The sequence below is a fragment of the Rhodococcus sp. NFXS4 genome (genome assembly GCF_058139645.1).
The window spans coordinates 4,081,315-4,101,968 of sequence record NZ_CP192221.1 but is presented as its reverse complement, the minus strand read 5'-3'; the positions used below and the strand labels follow the sequence as shown (position 1 = coordinate 4,101,968).

20 protein-coding genes are annotated in these 20,654 nt (G+C 69.2%); 8 read left to right on the top strand and 12 right to left on the bottom strand.

The genetic code is table 11. From position 1 onward, the window contains the following. Positions 1 to 19 precede the first annotated feature (19 nt). The 3 genes from J4E04_RS19335 to J4E04_RS19325 are packed head-to-tail and all read right to left on the bottom strand — an operon-like array spanning position 20 to position 1,097. Positions 20 to 292 carry a DUF4235 domain-containing protein gene (locus J4E04_RS19335; RefSeq protein WP_027506952.1) on the bottom strand — a complete coding sequence of 91 codons (273 nt, stop codon included), beginning with the start codon at positions 290 to 292 and terminating at the stop codon, positions 20 to 22. Beyond that, positions 289 to 660, bottom strand: coding sequence for a DUF3618 domain-containing protein (locus tag J4E04_RS19330; RefSeq protein ID WP_490149387.1), 372 nt, complete (start codon positions 658 to 660; stop codon positions 289 to 291). The genes J4E04_RS19335 and J4E04_RS19330 overlap by 4 nt, the downstream gene beginning before the upstream one ends. Then, entirely contained in the window at positions 657 to 1,097 is a 441-nt protein-coding gene (locus J4E04_RS19325) for a phage holin family protein (RefSeq protein WP_328813624.1), read from the bottom strand. The genes J4E04_RS19330 and J4E04_RS19325 overlap by 4 nt, the downstream gene beginning before the upstream one ends. A gap of 147 nt (positions 1,098 to 1,244) precedes the next feature. Here J4E04_RS19325 and J4E04_RS19320 point away from each other — a divergent pair, with 147 nt between their 5' ends. After that, positions 1,245 to 1,424: a DUF2613 domain-containing protein gene (locus J4E04_RS19320; protein WP_235579024.1), complete on the top strand. Its 180-nt coding sequence runs from the start codon at positions 1,245 to 1,247 to the stop codon at positions 1,422 to 1,424. A gap of 5 nt (positions 1,425 to 1,429) precedes the next feature. After that, positions 1,430 to 2,446 (top strand): cell envelope lipid trafficking protein PgfA, encoded by a 1,017-nt coding sequence (gene pgfA, locus J4E04_RS19315; RefSeq protein WP_490149386.1) that lies wholly within the window; start codon positions 1,430 to 1,432, stop codon positions 2,444 to 2,446. On the opposite strand, the gene galK is transcribed toward pgfA, so the two are convergent. The 4 genes from galK to J4E04_RS19295 are packed head-to-tail and all read right to left on the bottom strand — an operon-like array spanning position 2,437 to position 7,097. After that, complete coding sequence (gene galK / locus J4E04_RS19310) at positions 2,437 to 3,594, bottom strand: galactokinase (RefSeq protein WP_490149385.1); 1,158 nt, start codon at positions 3,592 to 3,594, stop codon at positions 2,437 to 2,439. The two genes, pgfA and galK, sit on opposite strands and share 10 nt — an antisense overlap. Then, a complete protein-coding gene (galT, locus tag J4E04_RS19305; protein ID WP_490149384.1) occupies positions 3,591 to 4,736 on the bottom strand; it encodes a galactose-1-phosphate uridylyltransferase in 1,146 nt (381 codons plus the stop codon). Before galT ends, galK begins: the two co-directional genes overlap by 4 nt. A gap of 55 nt (positions 4,737 to 4,791) precedes the next feature. Continuing rightward, complete coding sequence (locus tag J4E04_RS19300; RefSeq protein ID WP_490149383.1) at positions 4,792 to 6,339, bottom strand: hypothetical protein; 1,548 nt, start codon at positions 6,337 to 6,339, stop codon at positions 4,792 to 4,794. Next, positions 6,324 to 7,097: an ABC transporter ATP-binding protein gene (locus J4E04_RS19295; RefSeq protein ID WP_027506946.1), complete on the bottom strand. Its 774-nt coding sequence runs from the start codon at positions 7,095 to 7,097 to the stop codon at positions 6,324 to 6,326. Before J4E04_RS19295 ends, J4E04_RS19300 begins: the two co-directional genes overlap by 16 nt. An 85-nt stretch (positions 7,098 to 7,182) precedes the next feature. Here J4E04_RS19295 and J4E04_RS19290 point away from each other — a divergent pair, with 85 nt between their 5' ends. The 5 genes from J4E04_RS19290 (at position 7,183) to lhgO (ending at position 11,276) form a co-directional block, all read left to right on the top strand. After that, on the top strand, positions 7,183 to 7,869 hold the full coding sequence (locus J4E04_RS19290; protein ID WP_056444003.1) for an SOS response-associated peptidase: 687 nt from the start codon (positions 7,183 to 7,185) through the stop codon (positions 7,867 to 7,869). Between the two features lie 69 nt (positions 7,870 to 7,938). Beyond that, complete coding sequence (gene pnuC, locus J4E04_RS19285) at positions 7,939 to 8,568, top strand: nicotinamide riboside transporter PnuC (protein WP_037186937.1); 630 nt, start codon at positions 7,939 to 7,941, stop codon at positions 8,566 to 8,568. Continuing rightward, on the top strand, positions 8,565 to 9,617 hold the full coding sequence (locus J4E04_RS19280) for an AAA family ATPase (RefSeq protein WP_490149382.1): 1,053 nt from the start codon (positions 8,565 to 8,567) through the stop codon (positions 9,615 to 9,617). The genes pnuC and J4E04_RS19280 overlap by 4 nt, the downstream gene beginning before the upstream one ends. Next, on the top strand, positions 9,614 to 10,081 hold the full coding sequence (locus tag J4E04_RS19275; protein ID WP_056444006.1) for an SRPBCC family protein: 468 nt from the start codon (positions 9,614 to 9,616) through the stop codon (positions 10,079 to 10,081). Before J4E04_RS19280 ends, J4E04_RS19275 begins: the two co-directional genes overlap by 4 nt. A 1-nt stretch (position 10,082) precedes the next feature. Continuing rightward, positions 10,083 to 11,276, top strand: coding sequence for an L-2-hydroxyglutarate oxidase (gene lhgO, locus J4E04_RS19270; RefSeq protein ID WP_490149381.1), 1,194 nt, complete (start codon positions 10,083 to 10,085; stop codon positions 11,274 to 11,276). A 90-nt stretch (positions 11,277 to 11,366) separates the two neighbouring features. Here lhgO and J4E04_RS19265 read toward each other — a convergent pair whose 3' ends face one another. Together J4E04_RS19265 and J4E04_RS19260 are read right to left on the bottom strand one after the other, a co-directional pair. After that, positions 11,367 to 12,281, bottom strand: coding sequence for a type IV toxin-antitoxin system AbiEi family antitoxin domain-containing protein (locus J4E04_RS19265; protein WP_490149380.1), 915 nt, complete (start codon positions 12,279 to 12,281; stop codon positions 11,367 to 11,369). A gap of 326 nt (positions 12,282 to 12,607) precedes the next feature. After that, complete coding sequence (locus tag J4E04_RS19260; RefSeq protein ID WP_490149379.1) at positions 12,608 to 16,009, bottom strand: (Fe-S)-binding protein; 3,402 nt, start codon at positions 16,007 to 16,009, stop codon at positions 12,608 to 12,610. 493 nt (positions 16,010 to 16,502) lie between these two features. Here J4E04_RS19260 and J4E04_RS19255 point away from each other — a divergent pair, with 493 nt between their 5' ends. Next, on the top strand, positions 16,503 to 17,171 hold the full coding sequence (locus J4E04_RS19255) for a DUF8020 domain-containing protein (protein WP_307109454.1): 669 nt from the start codon (positions 16,503 to 16,505) through the stop codon (positions 17,169 to 17,171). A 67-nt stretch (positions 17,172 to 17,238) separates the two neighbouring features. Here the strand turns inward: J4E04_RS19255 and J4E04_RS19250 are convergent, their stop codons facing one another. From J4E04_RS19250 to J4E04_RS19240, 3 genes are all read right to left on the bottom strand, one after another. Continuing rightward, positions 17,239 to 17,577: a hypothetical protein gene (locus J4E04_RS19250; protein WP_490149378.1), complete on the bottom strand. Its 339-nt coding sequence runs from the start codon at positions 17,575 to 17,577 to the stop codon at positions 17,239 to 17,241. A 468-nt stretch (positions 17,578 to 18,045) separates the two neighbouring features. Then, positions 18,046 to 19,317 (bottom strand): S1 family peptidase, encoded by a 1,272-nt coding sequence (locus J4E04_RS19245; protein ID WP_490150580.1) that lies wholly within the window; start codon positions 19,315 to 19,317, stop codon positions 18,046 to 18,048. Positions 19,318 to 19,518: 201 nt separating this feature from the next. Beyond that, positions 19,519 to 20,628 (bottom strand): hypothetical protein, encoded by a 1,110-nt coding sequence (locus J4E04_RS19240; protein WP_490149377.1) that lies wholly within the window; start codon positions 20,626 to 20,628, stop codon positions 19,519 to 19,521. Between the last annotated feature and the right edge of the window lie 26 nt (positions 20,629 to 20,654).

The following is a 20,654-nucleotide window of genomic DNA, read 5'->3' as shown; positions in this document are numbered from 1 at the left end:
AGGCTCCTTCTGATGATCGTCACTTGGGGTCTTCCTTGGCGAGTGCGCGAAATCCCTTGGCGCCGGCGCGGTCGACCCCGGCCTTGACCAGCCCGTACACGACGCCGTGCAGCGCTGCGGCGATCAGGACCTCACGGTTGGTGCGTGAGAGGTCCTTCGGATCGGGCATCTCGGCGTCGTTCTTGCCGACGCGCTTGTAGATCTGGTTGAAGATCTGCCCGGCGACCAGTCCACCGACGATGCTCGTGGCCAGGGAGAGCGGCTTGTAGAACGCCTTCGACGTGCTGGTCATCGGCCGGCCAGGATGTCGAGGACGGTCTGTCGGCGCAGCGCCGTGCGCGCACGGCGACGGCGGACCAGGGCCACGAGGACCACGGCGGCGACCGCACCGGCGAGCGAGATGCCCGCGACCTGCGGGTTCTCCTTCACCTGCGCGACACCCTCCTGTGCCTTGGCGACGCCCTGCTGAGCTACCTCCTGCACCTTCTCCGTCGACTCGTGGGCCGCGGCGGAGACGCGAGCGGGCACGTCGACCTTGGCCGCGAGCGCCTCGACGGTCTCGGCCAGCTCCTCGCGCTGCTGCTCGACGGACGGCGGCTCGGCATCGGCCTCGGTACGCAGGGCGTGACGCGGTTCGGACGCGTCCTTCGGGTCGGTCATGAGTGAGCCTTTCGGGCGTTCTGGACGGTCTCGACGTCGCGCTGGACGCTGGCGACGGTGGCGGCAGGTGCAGGCGGAACGGCATTCTTCGCCTTGGTCGCGCCGACCTTGGCGAGGATGCCGCCGACGATCAGCAGGACGACGGCGACGATCAGTGCCGCGAGCCACGGGTCGAGGACCGTCGCCAGGCCGAGGACGGCGGTGGCGACGAGGGTCGCGAGGCCCAGGAACAGCAGCAGGGCGCCGGCGCCGGAGACACCGATGCCGACCCCGAGCTTGGTGCCCTTCGACTTGACCTCGTCGAGTGCGCTGCTCACCTCGGTGCGCACCAGCGTGCTCACCTGCTGGGTCAGGCGCTCGACCAATTGCACGGTGGACAGATCGGCCGCGGCCGGCGCGGGGCCGCCCGTATCGCTCGTGTGCCGGGTTTCGTTCATGAGCCGGGTTGTACCCGCGACCCGACCGGGTGAAACGGGAGCCTCCAGAGGTCCGCGCCCAGATCGTGGACTGTTCACAACGTCGGGACGGCCTCGGGCGGTGTCCGAAATGACACAGTTGGACGTCGAGGATCGGATGTGGGGGACGTGGCTGTGAGAAGTGTCGTGGTGCCGGCTGTGGCCAGCCTGCTCGTGGGTGGGGTGTTGTCCGCCGGCGCGGTAGTGGGCCTGACGTGGTCCGCCGAGGAGACCGTCCGGCCGGAGCCGGTGGTCACCGCCGATCCGTCGGCCTCGGTGCTCGGCGACGTGCAGTACGGGAGCAGGTGACCGACGTGGCGCGACCGACCCTCCTGCGCGGCAGCTCGTGTGTCCTGCTCGCTATCGGCAGTGCGGCCGTGGTGGGGGCGATCATGCTGCCCACCTACGTCGAGCATCGACTCGCGGTGACGCCCCTGGACATCCGCACCACGACGGTCGCGGTCACCGATCCGGGAACCGGCGGCGACGTGCTCGACGCGACGTCCATCACGCGTCCCGGCCCGCTGTCCGTGGCCACCGGGGTCCCGCTGGTGGTGCAGCGCTTCATCACCACCGAGGATCCGAGCGACGCGGATCGCGTGACGTTCCAGTCCGGCGCGACCGTGCGCCGTGCGGACCGGGAGGGCGATGCCGGTCTGCTGACCGCGTCGGTCGACCGGGTCACCGTCGATCGACGCACGTCGCAGCCCGTCGATCCGGTGGCGTCGTTGCAGACCACCGTCGGCAAGCCCGCCATCCCGGTGCCGCGGACCGGATATCAGCAGCGCTTCCCGTTCGACACCCAGCCGATCACGTACTCGGTCTACGACGCGACGGCCTGGACGAGCTTCCCTGCCGAGTTCGTCGAGGAGATCTCGATGGACGGGCTCCCGATCTACCACTTCCGCACGCAGGTCACCGGTGCCGATCTCTCCGAGACGACGCAGTCGCCGATCAACTCCGTGACGTTGCCCGCGTCGAAGTGGGGGCTCGAGGGGCTCGGTGAGCAGTCGATCACCATGAAGCGGTACTACTCCACCGTTCGCGACATCTACGTCGAGCCGCGCAGCGGCAGTCTCGTCGGCGGTCGTGAGCAGCCCTACCAGTACTTCGCGCGCGACCCTGCCGTTCCGGAGGTCACCGTGTTCAAGGCGACCCTCGGGCTCGACGAGGACGGGCAGAAGGAGCAGCTCGACCGCGCCCGCGAGTCGGCCACCAAGCTGATGTGGCTCAACGACCGCGGACCTGTGCTGCTGTGGTCCGTCGGGGGTGTCGGTCTGGTTCTGGGTGCGGCGCTACTCGTCGTCTCGGGTCGGCGTTCTCAGCGCTGACGGTGCGCTGCCCTGGACGGGGTGGCGGTGAGGAAGGTGGGGGTGGGCAGCCCGGCTGCCGATGCCGCCTCGGTGACCGCGTCCGCGATCGCCTCGGTGCGCGTCCGGTCGACCAGGGCGATGGCCGAACCGCCGAACCCGCCGCCGGTCATCCGGGCGCCGAACGCGCCGGCGTCCAGCGATGCCCGGACGGCGGAGTCCAGTTCGGGCGAGCTCACCTCGTAGTCGTCACGCAGTGATCGGTGCGATGCGGTCAGCAGCGCCCCCAACGCCGCGAGATCGGGTGTGGCGTTCAGGAGTTCGGCCGCCTGCTCCACGCGGACGATCTCGCTGGTGACGTGCCGGACGCGTGCCGCCGACACCTGGTCGGTCATCGCGGACGCCGCCGCCTCCGGGTCGAGACCGCGCAGCGTCGACACGCCGAGGTCGGCGCACGCCTTCTCGATCGACGCGCGCCGCCGGCCGTACTGACCGTCGACCAGCCGATGCGGTGCGTTCGTGTCGATGACGAGGATCTCCGCGTCCGGGAGATCGAGCGGAATCTGTCGGGAGGAGAAGTCGAGACAGTCCAGCAGCAGCGCGTGGCCCGGTTCCGCGAGCATCGCGATCGACTGATCCATCCCGCCCGTCGATGCGCCGGCGATCTCGTTCTCGGCGCGGATGCACGCGTCGATCAGTGCCCGCCGGTCGGTGTCGAGATCGAACAGGTCCCGGAGTGCCACCGCCACAGCACATTCGAGAGCAGCCGAGCTGGACAGGCCGGAGCCCACGGGGACGGACGAGTGCACCGCGATGTCCGCGCCCATCGTGAGCCCCAGCGCCCACGAGACGCCGGCGACGTACGCGCCCCACCCGTCCGGGCTGCCGGGAGCGATGGCCGACAGTGCGATACCCCAGTGCATGTCGGAGCCTGTCGACGCCGCCCGCAGTACTGCGTCGTCGCGTCGGCGGGCCGCGACCGCGGTGACGTAGGGCAACGCGAAGGGAAGGACGAGCCCGCCCGCGTAGTCCACGTGCTCGCCGATCAGGTTCACCCGTCCCGGCGCGATCCAGACGCCGTCCGGCTCGCCGCCGAAGGTCGTGCGGAACCGTTCGACGGCACCGTCGGCGAGCTCGGCCTCGTCGACGACCGGCAGCCACGCGGTCACGCGAGCACCTCCCGGAACCTGTCCGCGATGGCCTCGGGCGTGGTGTCGTTGATCCACGCGCCCATGGCGGACTCGGATCCGGCCAGGAACTTCATCCGTCCCGGCGATCGCATCATCGAGAACAGCTGCAGGTGCAGACGCCCCAGATCACGGTCCGCACCGACGGGAGCCTGATGCCACGCTGCGATGTACGGCACCTCGTCGACGCCCTCGAAGAAGTCGTCGACGGCACGCAGCAGAGCGCGATACACACCGGCCAACGCGTCGCGTTCGGCCGTCGACAACGCAGCGAGATCGGGAACGGCGCGGCGCGGGGCGAGGTGCACCTCGACGGGCCAGCGGGCGGCCGCCGGCACGTAGGCCACCCAGTACTCGGTGTCGACGACGATGCGGCGGCCGGACCGCAGCTCGGTGTCCAGTACGTCGGACAGCAGTGAGCGACCGGTGCGGTCCCGGTGCAGCCGGGACTGCCGGATCATCGCGTCGGTCCTCTGCGGCAGGTACGGGTAGGCGTAGATCTGCCCGTGCGGGTGAGTGAGGGTCACCCCGATCTCCCGCCCCCGGTTCTCGAAGCAGACCACCTGGCGCACCCCCGGGAGGGCGGACAGTGCCTCGGTGCGGTCGGCCCACACGTCGACGATGGTGCGCACCCGGTGCAGGTCGAGCGAGGCGAAGGAGGCGTCGGGGTCGCTGGCGAAACACACCACCTCGCACCGGCCCGTGCCGGCAGCGAGCGGCCAGAGCTCCTCGCCGTCGACGTGCGACGAAAGGTGCTGCGCCGCTGCCGACTGCGCGAGGGAGGGGAAGCGATTCTCGAAGACCACGACGTCGTAGTCGGCAGCGGGGATCTCGGTGGGTGGGCGTCCCGGGCGGCTCGGCGCGAGCGGGGACGCGTCGGGCGGTGGGAGAAACGTGCGGTCCATCCGCTGCGCGGCGATGACCACCCAGTCGCCGGTGAGCACGTCGAGTCGCATCTGCGACAACGACTCCGACGCGGGGAGGGGACGCGTGTCCACCAGGTCCCGCGTCTTCTCCCCGGACACCCAGGGCTCGGAGTCGTCGAAGTACAGCAACTCTCGACCGTCGGCGAGGGTGGTGCTGGTCTTGCGAACGACGTGCGTCGACGGTTCGTGCATGGTCATGCCTGTGTGTTCCTCGCTCTCGGCTCCCCGGACCACATCGTGCACGGGATCGTGATCAGGCGCTGACGGTTGCGAAGATCTCCGGGCCGCGGCTGGTCACCAGAGCGACGGCTCGACGCCGGGCCACCGCCACGATGCATCCGCCGAGCAGCAGGGAGACGACGGGCGCGAGCCAGACGAGGACGCCCGGGAGGGCCAGCGCGATCAGGACGCCCGGCAGGCACAGGAGGGCACCCCCGGCCATCACAGCGAGCGTCCACCCGATCGCACGGCCGGTCATCGACCCGCGGGAATTGAACGCGCTCCCCGCGGTCTGTCCTGCGACGACGTACGGGCTGGCCGCCGACTGCACGGCGCCGGCCGCGGCGGTGGCCAGGGACGCGGCCACGACGACGGCGGCCGCCACGGGGAGAGTGCGCGGCGACGGATCGCCGACGAGGCGACCGAGGACAGTCCCGACGGCGCCGAACACCACGGCCACCACCGCCGCGATGACGAGACGCGCGTCGATGACGCGTCGCGCCACACCCGGCACCGACGTGACGCGCCACGCCGCTGCGCCGTCGAGGCCGTACGAGTTGGCGAACATGCTGCTCGTCAGCAGGATCACGATCGGTGCGCCGTACTGCAGGCCGTAGATGTCGGTCGAGGTGGCCATGAGCACGACTCCGACGAGCAAGAACACCCCCGGCATCGTCAGCAGTCCCACTCGGCGCGGATCGACCAGCAGCAACCTGCTCTCGGCGGCGATGGCCGTGATCATAGGTCCACGCGCACGGAACGTCGTCGTCCGACGGCGGTCGGTCCGGGAGCGGGGCGGCGTGCTGTCGAGCGCGGCCGACACCGCCGAGGTCCACCACCGCACCACCAGTGCGCCGAGTCCGGCGAGCGCGACGGCGACGAGGACGGGCACCCACCACCTCCCGTCGTCGACTGCCTCGCTCGACACCGCCGCCCATCCCGTCGGCAGGACGCGCACCGCGGTGCGCAGGAAGGTGTTGTCGGCGAACGACGTCGAGACGTTGCCGAGCAGGAGGAAGGCCGCGTACGCGGCCGCGGCGACGACGGTGCCACCGATCGTCGAGAGGATGCGGCCGCGGGGAGTGCGCGATGCCGCATCCAGGCGGAGGACGGCGACACGGGACACGGCGAGCGCGACACCGACGGTGAGCAGGGCGATCACGGCGGTCACGATGCGTGCCACGGGCGAGACGTCCGGAACCGCGACGGGCGTGAGGGCGAGTCCGACGACGAGGAAGACGGTCACCCCGCTGCGCGCACCGATGAGGGCGAGGGCTCTCCGGAGATCGTCGGCACGCACCGGTAGGTGGCGCACGTGTGCCGGGACGAGTCCGCGATCGCCCACTCCGGTCAGCAGGGGAGCGACGACGGTGAGGACTACCACCACCACGGCGCACAGTGCGGCGAGCGTGGCACGCGCCGAGGGCTGTGCGCTCAGCGTGACCGCGTACATCGCCCCGAGCGACGCGATCGCGGTGATCACGATCGCGATGCGGGCACCCGATCCGGTTGCTGCTCTGCGTATCTCGCGATCCAACGACAACAGTGTGCGGACCGGCGCGCTGATCATGAGCCCAGCCATGGCAACTCGGCCGCCTGGTCACCGCCGCCGACCGCGTCGAACAGCGCGCCCTCGAGGGTGCCGCCGGCACGCACGTCGTCGATCGTGCCGGCGGCCAGCAGAGAGCCGCGGGCGAGAATGGCCACGTGCGAGCACATCTGCTCGATGAGCGGCATGGAGTGACTCGACACCATCGCGGTGCCGCCCCGCGCGACGAAACTCTCGAGAAGGTGCCGAATGGTGCGGGCGGACATGGGGTCCACCGCCTCCAGCGGCTCGTCGAGCACGAGGAGCCGCGGCGAGTGGATCATCGCCGCGGCCAGGCCGATCTTCTTCTTCATTCCGGCGCTGTACGTGGAGACCGCGCGGTCACCGGCCTCGGCGATGTCCAGCACCGCGAGCAGTTCCTCGCAGCGTTCGTGCGCCACCGCCGGATCGAGACCGTGCAGCACTCCGACGTAGTGCAGTGCGCGCCGACCGGGCAGGGCCTCGGGGAGGGACGGCCCGTCGGGAAGCAGTCCGACGCGCCCGCGGGCGGCGACCGGGTCGGCCCACACGTCGTGACCGTCGATCCACACCTGCCCGGCGGACGGTCGCACGATGCCCGTCGCCATCGACAGGAACGTGGTCTTGCCTGCTCCGTTGGGTCCCACCAGCCCGTACAGCGTGCCGGCCGGCACGAACAACGACAGGTCGCGCACGGCCGGTGCGCTCCCGTCGTACTGCTTGCTCAGCCCCCACGACTGCAGCGCGCCGGGTGTCTCGTCCACGGTCGACATGCGATCCCCCTCGTCGGTTGCGGTACTTTCCGACACTAACCAGACCGCCTGGCATGTCGCTACCCGAGCGGGGCAGAATCGAGGGATGTGCGGTCGCTACGCCAGTACCCGGTCCGACGACGACCTGTCGTCCATCTTCGATGCCGCCGTGGCGCTGGGGGAGGCGCCGGAACCGTCCTACAACGTGGCGCCCACGGATCCGGTGCGCATCGTGCTCGAGCGTGGGGAGGAAGCGCGCCAGCTGCGGACGGTCCGATGGGGTCTGATCCCGTCGTGGGCGAAGGATCGAAAGATCGCGAGCAGGCTGATCAACGCGCGGTCCGAGACCATCACCGAGAAGCCGGCGTTCCGCAAGGCCGCGGCGAAGCGGCGCTGCCTCGTTCCCGCCGACGGGTACTACGAGTGGGAGAAGCGCGAGGGGAAGAAGATCCCGCACTTCCTGCACACGGACGGTGTTCTCGCGATGGCGGGACTGTACGAGCTGTGGCCGGATCCCGCACTGCCCGAGGATGATCCGGGCAAGTGGGTGTGGACCACGACTGTGCTCACCACGACGGCCACCGACGCGCTGGGGCACATCCACGACCGGTCACCCGTCGTGGTGCCGGCGGACATGCGCGATGCCTGGTTGGACCCGACGCTGACCGATCTCGGCGCGGTGGCGGACCTGGTCCAGTCGATGCCCGAGCCGCACCTGTCTCCGTACGAGGTGAGCACGGCCGTCAACAGCGTGCGCAACAACGGGCCGCAGTTGCTCGAGCCGGTGGCCTGACGAGGGGTCGAGTTGCACTTCGAGCACTTCTGCGCCATGCTTAGCGCATAATCACGCTAAGGAGGCGTCATGACCCTGATCGAGTGGCTCGGATCCACCGCGTTCGTGTCCTTCGGGGCACCCACGTCGTGGGTCGAGGTCGTCGGATTCGTCACGGGCGCCACCTGCGTCGTCCTGGTCGCACGGCAGTCGGTGTGGAACTGGCCCATCGGTATCGCCAACAATCTGGCGTTCGTCCTGCTGTTCTTCGGCGCCGGGCTGTTCGCCGACGCGGCGCTGCAGTTCGTCTACATCGCTCTCGCCGTGTCCGGATGGGTCCTGTGGGTCGGCGGCGGCACGCAGGGTCCGCTGGTGGTCACGTCCACCAGCCGTCGGGAATGGTGGTGGCTCGGCGCCGTCGGCGTGACGGCCACGCTGGCCATGACGTGGTTCCTCGACACCGCGACGACGTCGGTCGTGCCGTTCTGGGACGCGGTGACGACCGTGCTGTCACTGCTGGCGACGTGGGGCCAGGTGACGAAGCGTCGTGAGTCCTGGTTCCTGTGGATCGCCGCGGACGTCGTGTACGTGCCGCTCTACCTCTACAAGGACCTGGTGCTGACCGGTGTTCTCTATCTGGGATTCATCGCGCTGTGCGTTGCCGGGCTGCGAGCGTGGACACGGTCGATGACCCCCGCCGCCGTCGAGGTGCCGGCATGAGGCACGCGCTGATCATCGGCAAGTTCTATCCGCCGCACGTCGGTCACCACGCGATGGTCCGGTTCGCCGCCACGGTGGCCGACCGGGTGACCGTCGTGGTGATGGCAGCCACCGTGGAGTCGGTGTCTCTGCGAGACCGTGTGGCGTGGATGACCGAGTCGCACGCAGGCGAGAAGACGGTCACGATCACCGGCATCGTCTGCGACGCACCGATCGACCACACCTCACGGGCCGTGTGGGCGGCCCAGGTGGCGTGCATGCGCGCGGCCGTCGGGAACGAGCCCGTCGACGTGGTGGTCACCAGCGAGCCGTACGGCGAGGAACTGTCGCGGTGGTTCGACGCTCGACACGTGCCGTTCGATCTGCCGCGCAGCACCTTCCCGGTGTCCGGGACCGCGTGTCGTCGCGACCTCGCCGCCTCGTGGCGCTGCCTCGACGCGCCCGCCAGAGCCGGTCTGGCGACGCGCATCGTCGTGGTGGGTTCGGAGTCGACGGGCACCACCACCGTCGCGGGCGCGCTGGCTGCACACTTTCGACAACGGTGGCCGGACACCGAGTGCGTCCACGAGTTCGGCCGGCAGGACACCCTCGACAAGGTCGCGGAGGTCGGATCGGTCGACGACATCGTGTGGACCGGTGACGACTTCGCCCGCATCGCGCGCACCCAGACTGCCCACGAGGACGCGGCAGCGCGGCGCGGATCGCCTGTGCTGATCTGCGATACCGACGCGTTCGCGACGACGGTGTGGGAGCGGCGTTACCTCGGCCCCGAGTCACACCACGCCGTCGCCGACGATCGCCCCGCCGTGTATCTGGTGACGGATCATCACGGAGTTCCGTTCGTGCAGGACGGTATTCGTGACGGTGAACAAGTGCGGGCGGACATGACCGGGTGGTTCCTCGACGCGCTCACGCGCACCGGCAGGTCCTGGGTGTTGTTGACGGGGAGCCGTGAGGAGCGCCTGCAGTTGGCGATCCGGGTGGCGGAGCAGGAACTTCGGCGACGAACCACCTTCACGGCGCCGCTCGGCGGCATACTCGAGGCATGACCGCACTCGAGCATTCCGACTCCATCGTGATCGCCGCGTCGCCCGACGCCGTGTACGCCCTCGTCTCCGACGTCACCCGGACCGGGGAGTGGAGCCCGATCTGCCAGGAGTGCTGGTGGAACGACGGCGGCAGCGCCGACGTGGTCGGGTCCACCTTCACCGGGCGCAACGTCACCGCCGACCGCACCTGGGAGACGGTCTCGACCGTCGCCGTCGCCATCCCGGGCACCGAGTTCGCCTGGCTCGTCGGCGACTCGTTCGTGCGGTGGGGTTACACCCTCGAGGCGATCGACGAGAACTCGACGCAGCTCACCGAATCGTGGCTGTTCACCGAGCAGGGGATCGAGTACTTCCACACGAAGTTCGGCGATCGCGCGCAGGAGGAGATCGAGATCCGCCGTACCGCCGCACTCGACGGGATTCCCCGCACGCTCGCCGCGATCAAGGCGATCGTCGAGTCCTGACATGCACGGTGGGCACGTGGTGGTGGTCGGGGCCGGCATCGTGGGCCTCGCGACGGGGCGGGCGCTGATACGCCGCGGGTACCGGGTGACGGTGCTGGACAAGGAGTCGGACACCGCGACGCATCAGACGGGCAACAATTCCGGTGTCATCCATTCGGGTCTCTACTACGCGCCCGGCAGCCTCAAGGCCACGCTCGCCGTGTCCGGGTCCGTGTCGATGCGGGACTTCGCCCGCGAGCACGACCTGCCCGTCGACGTCTGCGGCAAGCTCGTGGTCGCCACCACCGAGGCGCAGGTACCGGCACTGCGAGCCCTGGCCGAGCGCGGCGCCGTCAACGGGGTGCCGTGCCGGATGATCACCGCGGACGAGGCTCGAGAGTACGAACCCGCGGTGCGCGCGGTGGCGGCGCTGCGGGTGGAGTCCACCGGCATCGTCGACTACCGGGCGGTGTGTGCCACGCTGCGACGCGAGATCGAGGACGCCGGCAGTGACGTGGTGCTGGGCGCCGAGGTCGTCGCGATCAGTGGATCGGTCGAGGTGCGCTGTCGCACAGGGCAGTCGGAGACGCTGATCGCTGCCGACCTGCTGGTGAACTGCGCCGGACTGCACAGCGACCGCATCGCCCGCATGGCCGGAGTCACCCCGGCCGTCCGCATCCTGCCGTTCCGCGGCGAGTACTTCGAACTGGCACCGCAGTACAGCCACCTGGTGCGCGGGCTCATCTATCCGGTGCCCGACCCGACGCTGCCGTTCCTGGGCGTCCACCTCACCCGCATGATCGACGGCACCGTTCATGCCGGACCGAATGCCGTTCTCGCACTGGCGCGCGAAGGCTATCGGTGGCGCGACATCGCGCCGCGCGACGTGGCCGACGCGCTGACATGGCCCGGGCTGTGGCGACTCGGTCGGCGTTACTGGCGTACCGGGGCGCAGGAGGTGGCCCGGTCGGTGTCGTCCGCGCGCTTCCTCGCCAGTCTGCGCGAGCTGGTGCCGGACCTGCCCTCGGACAGCCTCGTCCCCACCCATGCGGGAGTGCGGGCGCAGGCGATCCACCGCAGCGGTGCACTGGTCGACGACTTCTACTACGAACAGCGGCCCGGCCAGGTGCACGTGCTCAACGCGCCCTCACCCGCCGCCACCGCGGCGCTGGGTATCGCGGAGCACATCGTCGGGCAGTTGGAGGGGGTGCGGTAGGGGCGGTGTGTCTTCGGGTGCTGCTGGTGGCGTCGTGCACCGGTTGCGTTGAGCTGCAACCCGTTCCGCAGGCTGGAGGGGGTGTGGATGTCATGGTCGGCGTGCGGATCGCGCCTCGGCGCGGCGGATCCGCCCGATGATCGACTCGGGGAACTCCAGATCACCCCACGTCCAGCGCGCCATCTCGTACCCCGTGTCTCGGATCTCGTCCTCCCTGAGCTTCTCGCGCCACAGCACGTCAGCGGGAGTGTCACCCGTGGGCACGAGTCGGCCGTACTTGACGCGTCCGTCGAACTCGCCCACCACGTTCGACCCGGGCAGGAAGAAGTCCACGCGATGAGATCGGTTCGCGCAGTGCACCATTCGCTGCACCTCGACGACGAAGCCCGACTCGTGGAGCAGTACGCGGCTCCGTGACTCGCCGACGCTCTCCGCTCCAGCGTTCATGAACCGAGCCACCCGCAGCGCGCGAGCGTGGCCGTTGCGGGTCGGCCGTCGGGCGAGCACCGCCGCCACCTCCGTGCCGAGTACCCCGAGCCGACGCGCGGCATCGTCCGCCGCGCAGACGGCCTGCTCGAACGGGAGGCTGCAGGCCAGGTCCGCGATCGTGCGGGCCACAGTGGTCACGCGGAGGCCCTCCACCTCGGTGATCTCGTCCGGGTCGTAGGGCGACGCGTGCACTGTGCGGAGCTGTCCGCGGCGACCCCCTGTTCTGCGGTTCCGCGTCAGGTGGACGGTGCCCAGCGGCACGTCCCACAGCGTGATCCCGTGCAGCAGGGCGGCACTCGCGTGGCTCGACACGGTGTCGGGGGCGGTCGCGCGCGCCATGGTTGCCCGCACGACGAGGAGGTGCCGATCGGTGTCGGTCAGGTTCTCGACGTCACGCGCACCCGCGTAGGCCCCGCGGCACAGGCGGGTGAGGGTGCCGTCGCGGCAGAGTCGGCGGAGCTCGGAGTCGGTGAATCCGTCGGTCAATGCCTGAGAGCGCGTGATGATGCGAGCCATGCCCCGATCGTTGCCGCACCGGTGGTGCTCGGGCGGGGCTCAGGTTCCGCGCTGGGGATGGCCCGAGGCCTGTGGATGCGTGAGCTGCACAGAGTCCGTGACGCGTACACCCCTCGCAGCACGCCGGACAGGGTGTCTGAGGCGGCAAGTGGTGTGTGGCTCTGGGGGAGCGGAGCCGCGTGCCGGGTGCTGCCTTCTGCGGTGCGGGGCCTGTGGTGCCTTCTGCGGTGCGGGGCCCGTGGTGCCGAGCCCGCACACCGCACACAACGCGAACACCCTCCCCAGCACGCTGGAGAGGGTGTTCGGCTACTGCAACGGGTGTTCGGTCAGGACCTCTTGCCCGGCGCCTTCGCTCCCGACTTGAACCCGAGCCCACCGGCCTTCGGCTGCGGTGGCGCCGGGGTGTCTGCGGGCTCCGCGGCGCCGTTCGACTCGGCAGCACCGTTCGACTCCGCAGCACCGTTCGACTCGGCAGCACCGTTCGACTCCGGCGTAGGAGCGGCCGTCTCCTCGGTGGCCTGCTCTGCGGGTGCCGCCGACTCCGGTGCCTCCGACTCGGCAGTTGCCTCCGGCTCGGGCGCTGCGGCGGGTGCCGCGGAACCCGGTGCCTTGGCGCCCGGCTTCTTGAACCCGGACTTCACGGCGAGACCCTTGGCCTTGACGGTCGGCATCGACTCGGTCGCCTGTGCCGGTGCCTCGGCGGGAGCCTCGGACGGTGCCTCAGCAGAAGCCTCGGCAGGAGCAGAAGCCTCGGCCGGTGCCTCAGCCGCCGGTGCGGCCGCGGAACCCGGTGCCTTGGCGCCGGGCTTCTTGAACCCGGACTTCACGGCGAGACCCTTGGGCTTGACGGTCGGCATCGACTCGGCCGCCTGTGCCGGTGCCTCGGCCGGCGCCGCAGCAGAAGTCTCGGCGGGAGCAGAAGCCTCGGGAGCGGGAGCTGCCGACCCCGGTGCCGTGGCGCCGGGCTTCTTGAACCCGGACTTCACGGCGAGACCCTTGGGCTTGACCGTCGGCAACGACTCGGATGCCTCACTGGCCGTCTCGGCGGGAGCGTCGGTCGGTTCCGGCTTCTCGGCCGGAGCAGCTGAGGCAGATCCCGGTGCCTTCGCGCCCGGAGGACGACCCTTGAGCTGCAGCCCCTTGCCGCCCGGTGCCTTCGCCTTGCCGGCCATCCCCAGGCCCTTCGGCTTGGACGCGTCGGCTGCGTCGTCACCGTCGGCGTTGGGCGACTCGGCGGGCTTGGCCGGAGCCTTCGCACCGGGTGCCTTGGCGCCCGGAGCCTTGGCCAGGCCCTTCATCTTCAGACCCTTGCCGGGCGCGGGGGCAGCGGGATCGCCACCCGCTGCGGCCGTCTCGATCTCTTCGACGCGACCCTTCTCCTCTGCGGCGGCGACGTCCTCGGTGGCGACGGACTCGGCCTTGGGGGTGTCGACGGGCTCCTCGGCAGGGACGACCACGGGCTTGGCCCGCGGCACCACCTTGATGTTCTCGCCGAGCTGTGCGGAGTCCAGGCGCGTGATCGAGCTGAGCAGCATCTGCGAGACGTCGATGACCTCGACGTTGTCGTTGCCACCGGCCTCCTGGCGTGCGGTGACACCGTCGTTGAGCATGACCCGGCAGAAGGGGCAGCCGGTCGCGATCTTCTGCGTCGCGGTGGTGCTGCCACCCAGGGTGTCGAGCGCTTCGTCGACGCGGTCGATGTTGATCCGCTTGCCGATCTTCTCTTCCATCCACATGCGAGCACCACCGGCGCCGCAGCACATGGAGCGCTCGCCGTGACGCGGCATCTCCTTGAGTGTGGAGCCCGACGCCGCCATGAGCTCGCGGGGTGCGTCGTACACCTTGTTGTGGCGTCCCAGGAAGCACGGGTCGTGGTACGTGACGTCCTCTTGCACCGACGCCACCGGCACCAACTTCTTGGCCCGCACGAGGCGGTTGAGCAGCTGGGTGTGGTGCACGACCTCGTACTTGCCGCCCACCTGCGGGTACTCGTTGCCGAGTGCGTTGAAGCAGTGCGCGCACGTGACGACGATCTTGCGACGGCTCTCGTCGACACCCTCGAACACGGAGTTCAGGGTCTCGATGTTCTGCATCGCGAGCTGCTGGAACAGGAACTCGTTGCCCGCGCGGCGAGCGGAGTCGCCGGTGCAGGTCTCCTCGGCGCCGAGCACCATGAACTTCACGCCGGCGGTGGCGAGCAGTTCCGCGACGGCCTTGGTGGTCTTCTTCGCGCGGTCCTCGTAGGCGCCGGCGCAGCCGACCCAGAAGAGGTACTCGAAGTCCTCGAAGCTGTCGGCGTCCTGGCCGAAGACCGGCACGTCGAAGTCGAGCTCCGAGATCCAGTTGGTGCGGTCCTTGGCGTTCTGGCCCCAGGGGTTGCCCTTGTTCTCCAGGTTCTTGAACAGGCCGGCCAGCTCGGAGGGGAACTCCGACTCGATGAGCACCTGGTAGCGACGCATGTCGAGAATGTGGTCGACGTGCTCGATGTCGACGGGGCACTGCTCGACGCAGGCGCCGCAGTTGGTGCAGCTCCACAGCACCTCGGGATCGATGATTCCGCCGAGACCGCCGTCGAGGGTGGTCTCGCCGACCAGCGGGCGCTCGGCCTCGTCACGGGCGGCCTGCGGGATCTTCGCGAGCTTGGCCTCGTCCGGCTTGCCGTCCGCGTCGACCAGGCCGACCTCGTCGCCCGCCATGTCCTTGCGGCCACCGGCGAGCAGGTACGGCGCCTTGGCGTTGCCGTGGTCGCGGAGCGAGGTGATGAGCAGCTTGGGTGAGAGCGGCTTGCCCGTGTTCCACGCCGGACACTGCGACTGGCAGCGGCCGCACTCGGTGCACGTGGTGAAGTCGAGCCAGCCCTTCCAGGTGAAGTCCTCGATCTTGCCGGCACCGAACGCGTCGACGTCGGGGTCGGCCTCCTCCATCTCGAGGACCTTGCCGCCGGACATCATCGGCTTGGCCGCGCCGAGCGCGACTCCGCCGTCGTCCTCACGCTTGAAGTAGATGTTGAAGAACGCGCTGAACCGGTGCCATGCGACACCCCACGTGATGTTGCGGCCGACGATCAGCAGCCAGACCATGCCGGACATGAGCTTGACGAAGGCGAAGATCGAGACCAGGACCGCGCTCGCGGGGAGCAGCTTGGCCAGGTTCATGGTGAAGAAGTCGGTCCACGGGTTGGCGTGCCCGTAGGTGGCGATCTTGCCGGCCTTCACGAAGATCATGCCGAGGCCCTCGAGCAGCACCACGAACTCGACGAAGTAGGCGGCACGGAAGTTGGAGCCGGAGAAGCGGGAGAGGCGCTCGGGGGAGCGAGGGTGGTTCCGCTGCCGGATGATCATCAGCGTCACGATGCCGATGACGGTGCCCAGGCCCAGGATCTCGTCCATGAGGTGGTAGATCGCGAGGTCACCGATGAGTGGCCAGTGGAACTCGGGATTGAACGTCTGCCCGTAGGCCTCGAACCACAGGATGGCGCCGAGCATGAAGCCGACCATCACCAACCAGTGCGCCCAGCCGACGGAGCGGAACTTGTTCATCCGGGTGTGCGCAGCGAACTCGATGCACATCTGCTTGAACCGCGGAACGAACGGTCGCAGACGTGTCCTGTCCGGCTGTCCCAGCGCGATGGATCGCACCATCATCGCGGCACCGCGGAAGAAGTAGGCCCAACACACGATGCTGAGCAGGGCACCGACGGTGCCGAGGGTGATCGTCAGGGCATTCATGACGCTGCCTTTCTTCGGCGACGGCCATTCCGTCGCCCTACGCTTCCGGCCGGCCACAGGGGGCGGTCCGACGGTCAGCCCGGATGCATCTGTCCCACTCGAAGTTACCAGCCGGTAACCACAAGGGTCCTACCGATCGGTAACTTAGCATTTCGGTCGACATCACCGCAGGTCGGACGGAGGGCTGGTCCGTCCTGCACAGGCGATGAGCCCTACCGTATTACGGCACAGCGACAGGCCTCGCGCACAGGTATTCCTAACTTGCCTCGTGGGTAACTTCGGGCAGCCGAGGAAGTCGCCCCTCATCGCGACCATTTTGTTACCCTTCACGAGCAACCTCGTCCGTGGGTGAGGTCACATCGTGGCTGTTCACACGGACAATTCCCGGATCGAGTACTGAAAACGGACCTTATATTCGGTTGTGTCCCTGTCAACCGCTACAGTGCTCGTGTCGGGGTCCGACACCACGAACCTGAACGAACGGAACATCTAGATGACACTGCGTCGACTCGTCGCAACCTCTGCGATCGCGATCGCCTCCCTGGGCGTGGCCACCGGTACTGCGTACGCGCAGCCGGCCACCACCACCCCCTCCGCGACGACCACCGAGAGTGCTCCCGCGGAGAACTCCGAGCTGAACTGGGCATCGCGCGTCGAGGCCGGTGGCGTCGTCACCACCGTCGACGCCGGCATGTTCCGTGCGTCCGACGACGGCAAGACCGTCGACCTGGTGGACGAGGAGGGCAACACGATCCTGAGCCTTCCGCTGTCGTTCAACCTCAACGGCGTCGAGTTCCCCTACGGTGTCGAGTACACCGACGAGGGCCGCACCGTGAAGCTCATCCCGAACCTCGCAGCACCGATGGGCCTCGCCCCGAACGCGCTCGAGAACACGGTGGCATCGCCCGCCGAGAACACCGCTGCCGAGCAGTCCTTCGCTTCGCAGCTCGGTCTCGCCACCTCCATCGGCGGACTGACCGGCACCATCATCGGTGCAGTCATCGGCGGCATCATCGTCCCCGCGATCGGCATCGTGCCGGGCGCCGGTGTCGGTGGCGTCATCGGCACGATCGTCGCGGGTGGACCGACCCTGGTCGTCGCCGGTATCGATCTGCTCAACACGTACAACGCTGCTCCGGGAACCTCCAAGTTCGCCTTGTAAGACTCGGAACACGACGAAGGCCGCCACCCATCGGGTGGCGGCCTTCTTTCGTTCCAGGCGGAGTGGTTCAGAGCCAGGGAACGGCGGCGGCGAGGAAGATGCCACCCGCGATCACACCGACGGCTCCGGTGAGCAGTCCGATGACGGTGTCTGCGCGATCGGAATCGGGAACGCGGGTGGCCAGGACGCCGGCGACGAGCGCGGCGATGCCCAGCAGAACGCCGAAGCCGAAGCTCCAGAAGGCCACCACCGACAGCGCGCCCAACAGCACGGAAGCGTCGGCAAGTCGGGGATCGCGGGCAACGGAACTCAGGGCCGCCCGAGCAGACGACATCTTTGCCGCCGTGTAGATCGCGGCGGGGGATTGAGTCTCGCGGGGGAGTGACGAATCGGCGATGTCGGTCACAGCGATACCTCCTTCGGGGAACGGCCGAAGGTCATCGGGTATCGAACGCAGCGCAGCACAGCGGTACACCGCCTCGTGGGATTAACGGAACGGTCGACACTCGGACGTCACCGACGTTGGTGACGGAGTGGACTGCGCGTGTCCCACGATACCACTGTGACCAGAGTGCGTTACGTGACGGACGCCGAAAAGTGATGTGCCCGTGTCTTTTTGATTCCTCGATACTCACGGAAGCGGCCCCGTCGTCCGAAGACGACGGGGCCGCGACAGTGTGGTGAAGGGGAGGTCAGCTTCCGAAGGCGCCGGCGTTGGTGACGATCCCGATGATGTATCCGAAGACGGTGAGAGCGAGCTGGAGGTATCCCATGTCGGGCCTTCCGTGTGTCGACGACGCACGATCGAGGTGCGGAGGCACCCTGCCTCGACGGGTGACATTACCGCACCAAGGAGACCGAACGTTGTGCTATCTCACGACGTGCGGACGGTCGTTCCGGTGGCCGCGGTGACGGCGTCGACGGGGATGCCCAGGCTGGCGGTTCCGCCGTACCGAGCGAGCGCCAGGTTGGCCTCGCCGCAGCTCGGAGCTGCGCCGCTGTTGGATCCGCTGGTGATGCCGAGCGCGAGTGTTCCGGTGACGATGGCGCCGCCGCTGTCACCCGCGAGAGTGCAGGCGGTACTGGCGAATCCGCGCACCGTGCGGCTGTCGCCGTCGCCCAGGAAGAGCTGCGTCTCGACGCGGTCCGCCGCGACGAGACCACACGTAAAGGACGACGCCTGACCGGACTTGCACACCGGGGCACCGATGACGGGCGAGGCCGTTCCGGTGATCGTGAGGGCGGTGCCATTGGCTCCCCGCACGGTGGGCTGGTCGAGCCCGGCGGCCACGCCGGCGTCGTTCAGCGCGATGACGGAGTAGTCGAGTCCGTCGCTGCCGCCGACATTCGACGTGGTGAAGTCGCCGACGGGAGTACTGGCGCGGATGTCGTCACGATTGGGCAGGTACACCGAGGCGGAGTTGCCCGGATCACAGTGTCCCGCAGACAGACTGACCGGCGTGCCGGCCCTGTCGGTGGCGCTGAACCCGAACGAGCAGATCTCGATGTCCTCGAGCGGCGCGGTGGTGATGTCGCCGGCGGACGTCACGTAGTCGTCGCCGCCCATCACGGCAGGCGGAGGCGTCGGACCGGGAGCGGGTGGGGACAGCTGCACCTGGAGGTTGGCGATGGCGGTCGGCAGATTCAATGCGCGCCCGATCGGACTGTTGGCGATGTCGACGATCACCCGTCCGCCGAGCACGTCGACAGCCGCCGAATTGATCTGTGACGAGACCTCGCGGGGCAGACCCGACACCCAGCGACCGAAGTCGTCGAGGGACTGCTCGAGCGTGTCCGCCGACACGGGGGACTGGCGGCTGCGGTAGCCGTCCTCCGCCACCTGGCTCGCGGCCTCCGAGGTGGTGACCGCGACGACGGGAACGCCGTCGTCGCCGATCCAGGCACCCGCGAAGTCCGCCGGGCGCTGCTGACGGAAGTCGTCGGCGTAGGTACGAAGCTTCTGCGCCTCGGCAGCGCGATCGAGGTACTCCTGCGGCGACATGTGCAGATCGCGCTGCACGGCGTCGACCAACTCGGACGGGAGGCGATCCGCGGACAGTTGCTCGGGAGCCGACGACGCGGGTGCTGCGCCGGCAGTGGCGGTGCCGAGGCTCAGCGTCAACAGCGACGCGCCCACCACCCCCATCACCCGTGCGCTGCGAGATGCGCCGCTCGACTCGGAGTGACTCTGGCCCGTGGCCGCTGTGGCCGCCGAGTTACGCAAGAAGTTCCCTTCGCAGTGGTGACAGTCCGTGGCCCGTCGGGTCCGCACATGGTTTGCAGAGGTACCGATGCCAGCGCACGAGCATAGGGCATCATCCTGAGCGTTTCCGGCGCCCGACGAGCGTCAGGGACGGTTCACAGACAGCATCGGGCCGAGCCGTGGAATCGCGACGGACGGCGCCGTGGACGTGGTCGTGGGAGCGGTCGACGTGGTCGTGGGTGCGGGTGTACTGCTCGCCACGGTCGGCGGCGTCGGCACGGTCACCTCGGGGAACGACGGGAAATCGGGAAAGTCGATGTCCGGTGGCGCGAACGGGAACCGGTCCGTCGGGAGCCCGAGACCGGTGCTCGGTTCCACCGCGGCGGCAGGAGGTGCGGGTGGCACGACGGGGTCGGGCGTGTCGATCTCCGGAGCCGGGGCCTCCTGCACCGGAGCCGGTGCCTGCTCCTGGACGGGCAGCGGCGCGGCGGACGTCGTGGTGCTGTCCAACGACGACGTCACGACGGGAGCGGCGGGCGTGATGGCCTGCTGCGAGTTCAGGGGCGCGACCGAGCTGGAGTCGAGGTCGTGGGTGCCCACGGCGCCGCCGACGGCGAGGAACGCGAGCGCCACCGCGGCGACCGAGACGGCTGCGCGCGTGGGTGTTCTCTTGTGAGTCCGACTGCGGCGCGTCCTGCCGGTGGCCGAGTCCGACACCATCGCCGCGAATGCCTTGTCCGAGGCCGCCGTGGTGGCCGGCGACGACCGATGCGAGGGTGCGGCGCGCACGGCCACCGCCGGGTTCTCCGACGTCGCGGGAGCCAGCGAGCAGTCCTGCAGACCGACGTAGTCGAGGGCGTCTCGTAGTGCGGCGATCGAGTCGGCGGACAGTCCTGCAGGGTGGAGCAGCATGCATCGCGCGTCGGCGGGCAGAGAGTAGAGCTCCGACAGCATGCCCGTCAGAGCGTGGACGAATCCGGCGACGAGGTCCTCGGCGCGCACCACGCGGCCGCCGGCCAGACCGAGTCCGCGGGGGTCTCCCACCGCGTACAGGAATCCGCGAACTCCCTGGTCGGAGTCGTCGAGGCGGATGCGTCCGTCGGAGTCCAGGCCCACCGCCGTCGGGCACTCGAACAGCTCGGTGCCACCGTCGATGTCGACCGACACGGCCGTCTCGGCGTCGGTCAACGCCATGACGAGGTGGATCGTCTTGTCGACCCGGGGGCCGTCGAACCCCTGGCTGCGCGCGCTCATTCGGACTCGACCCCCTCGGCGAGTTG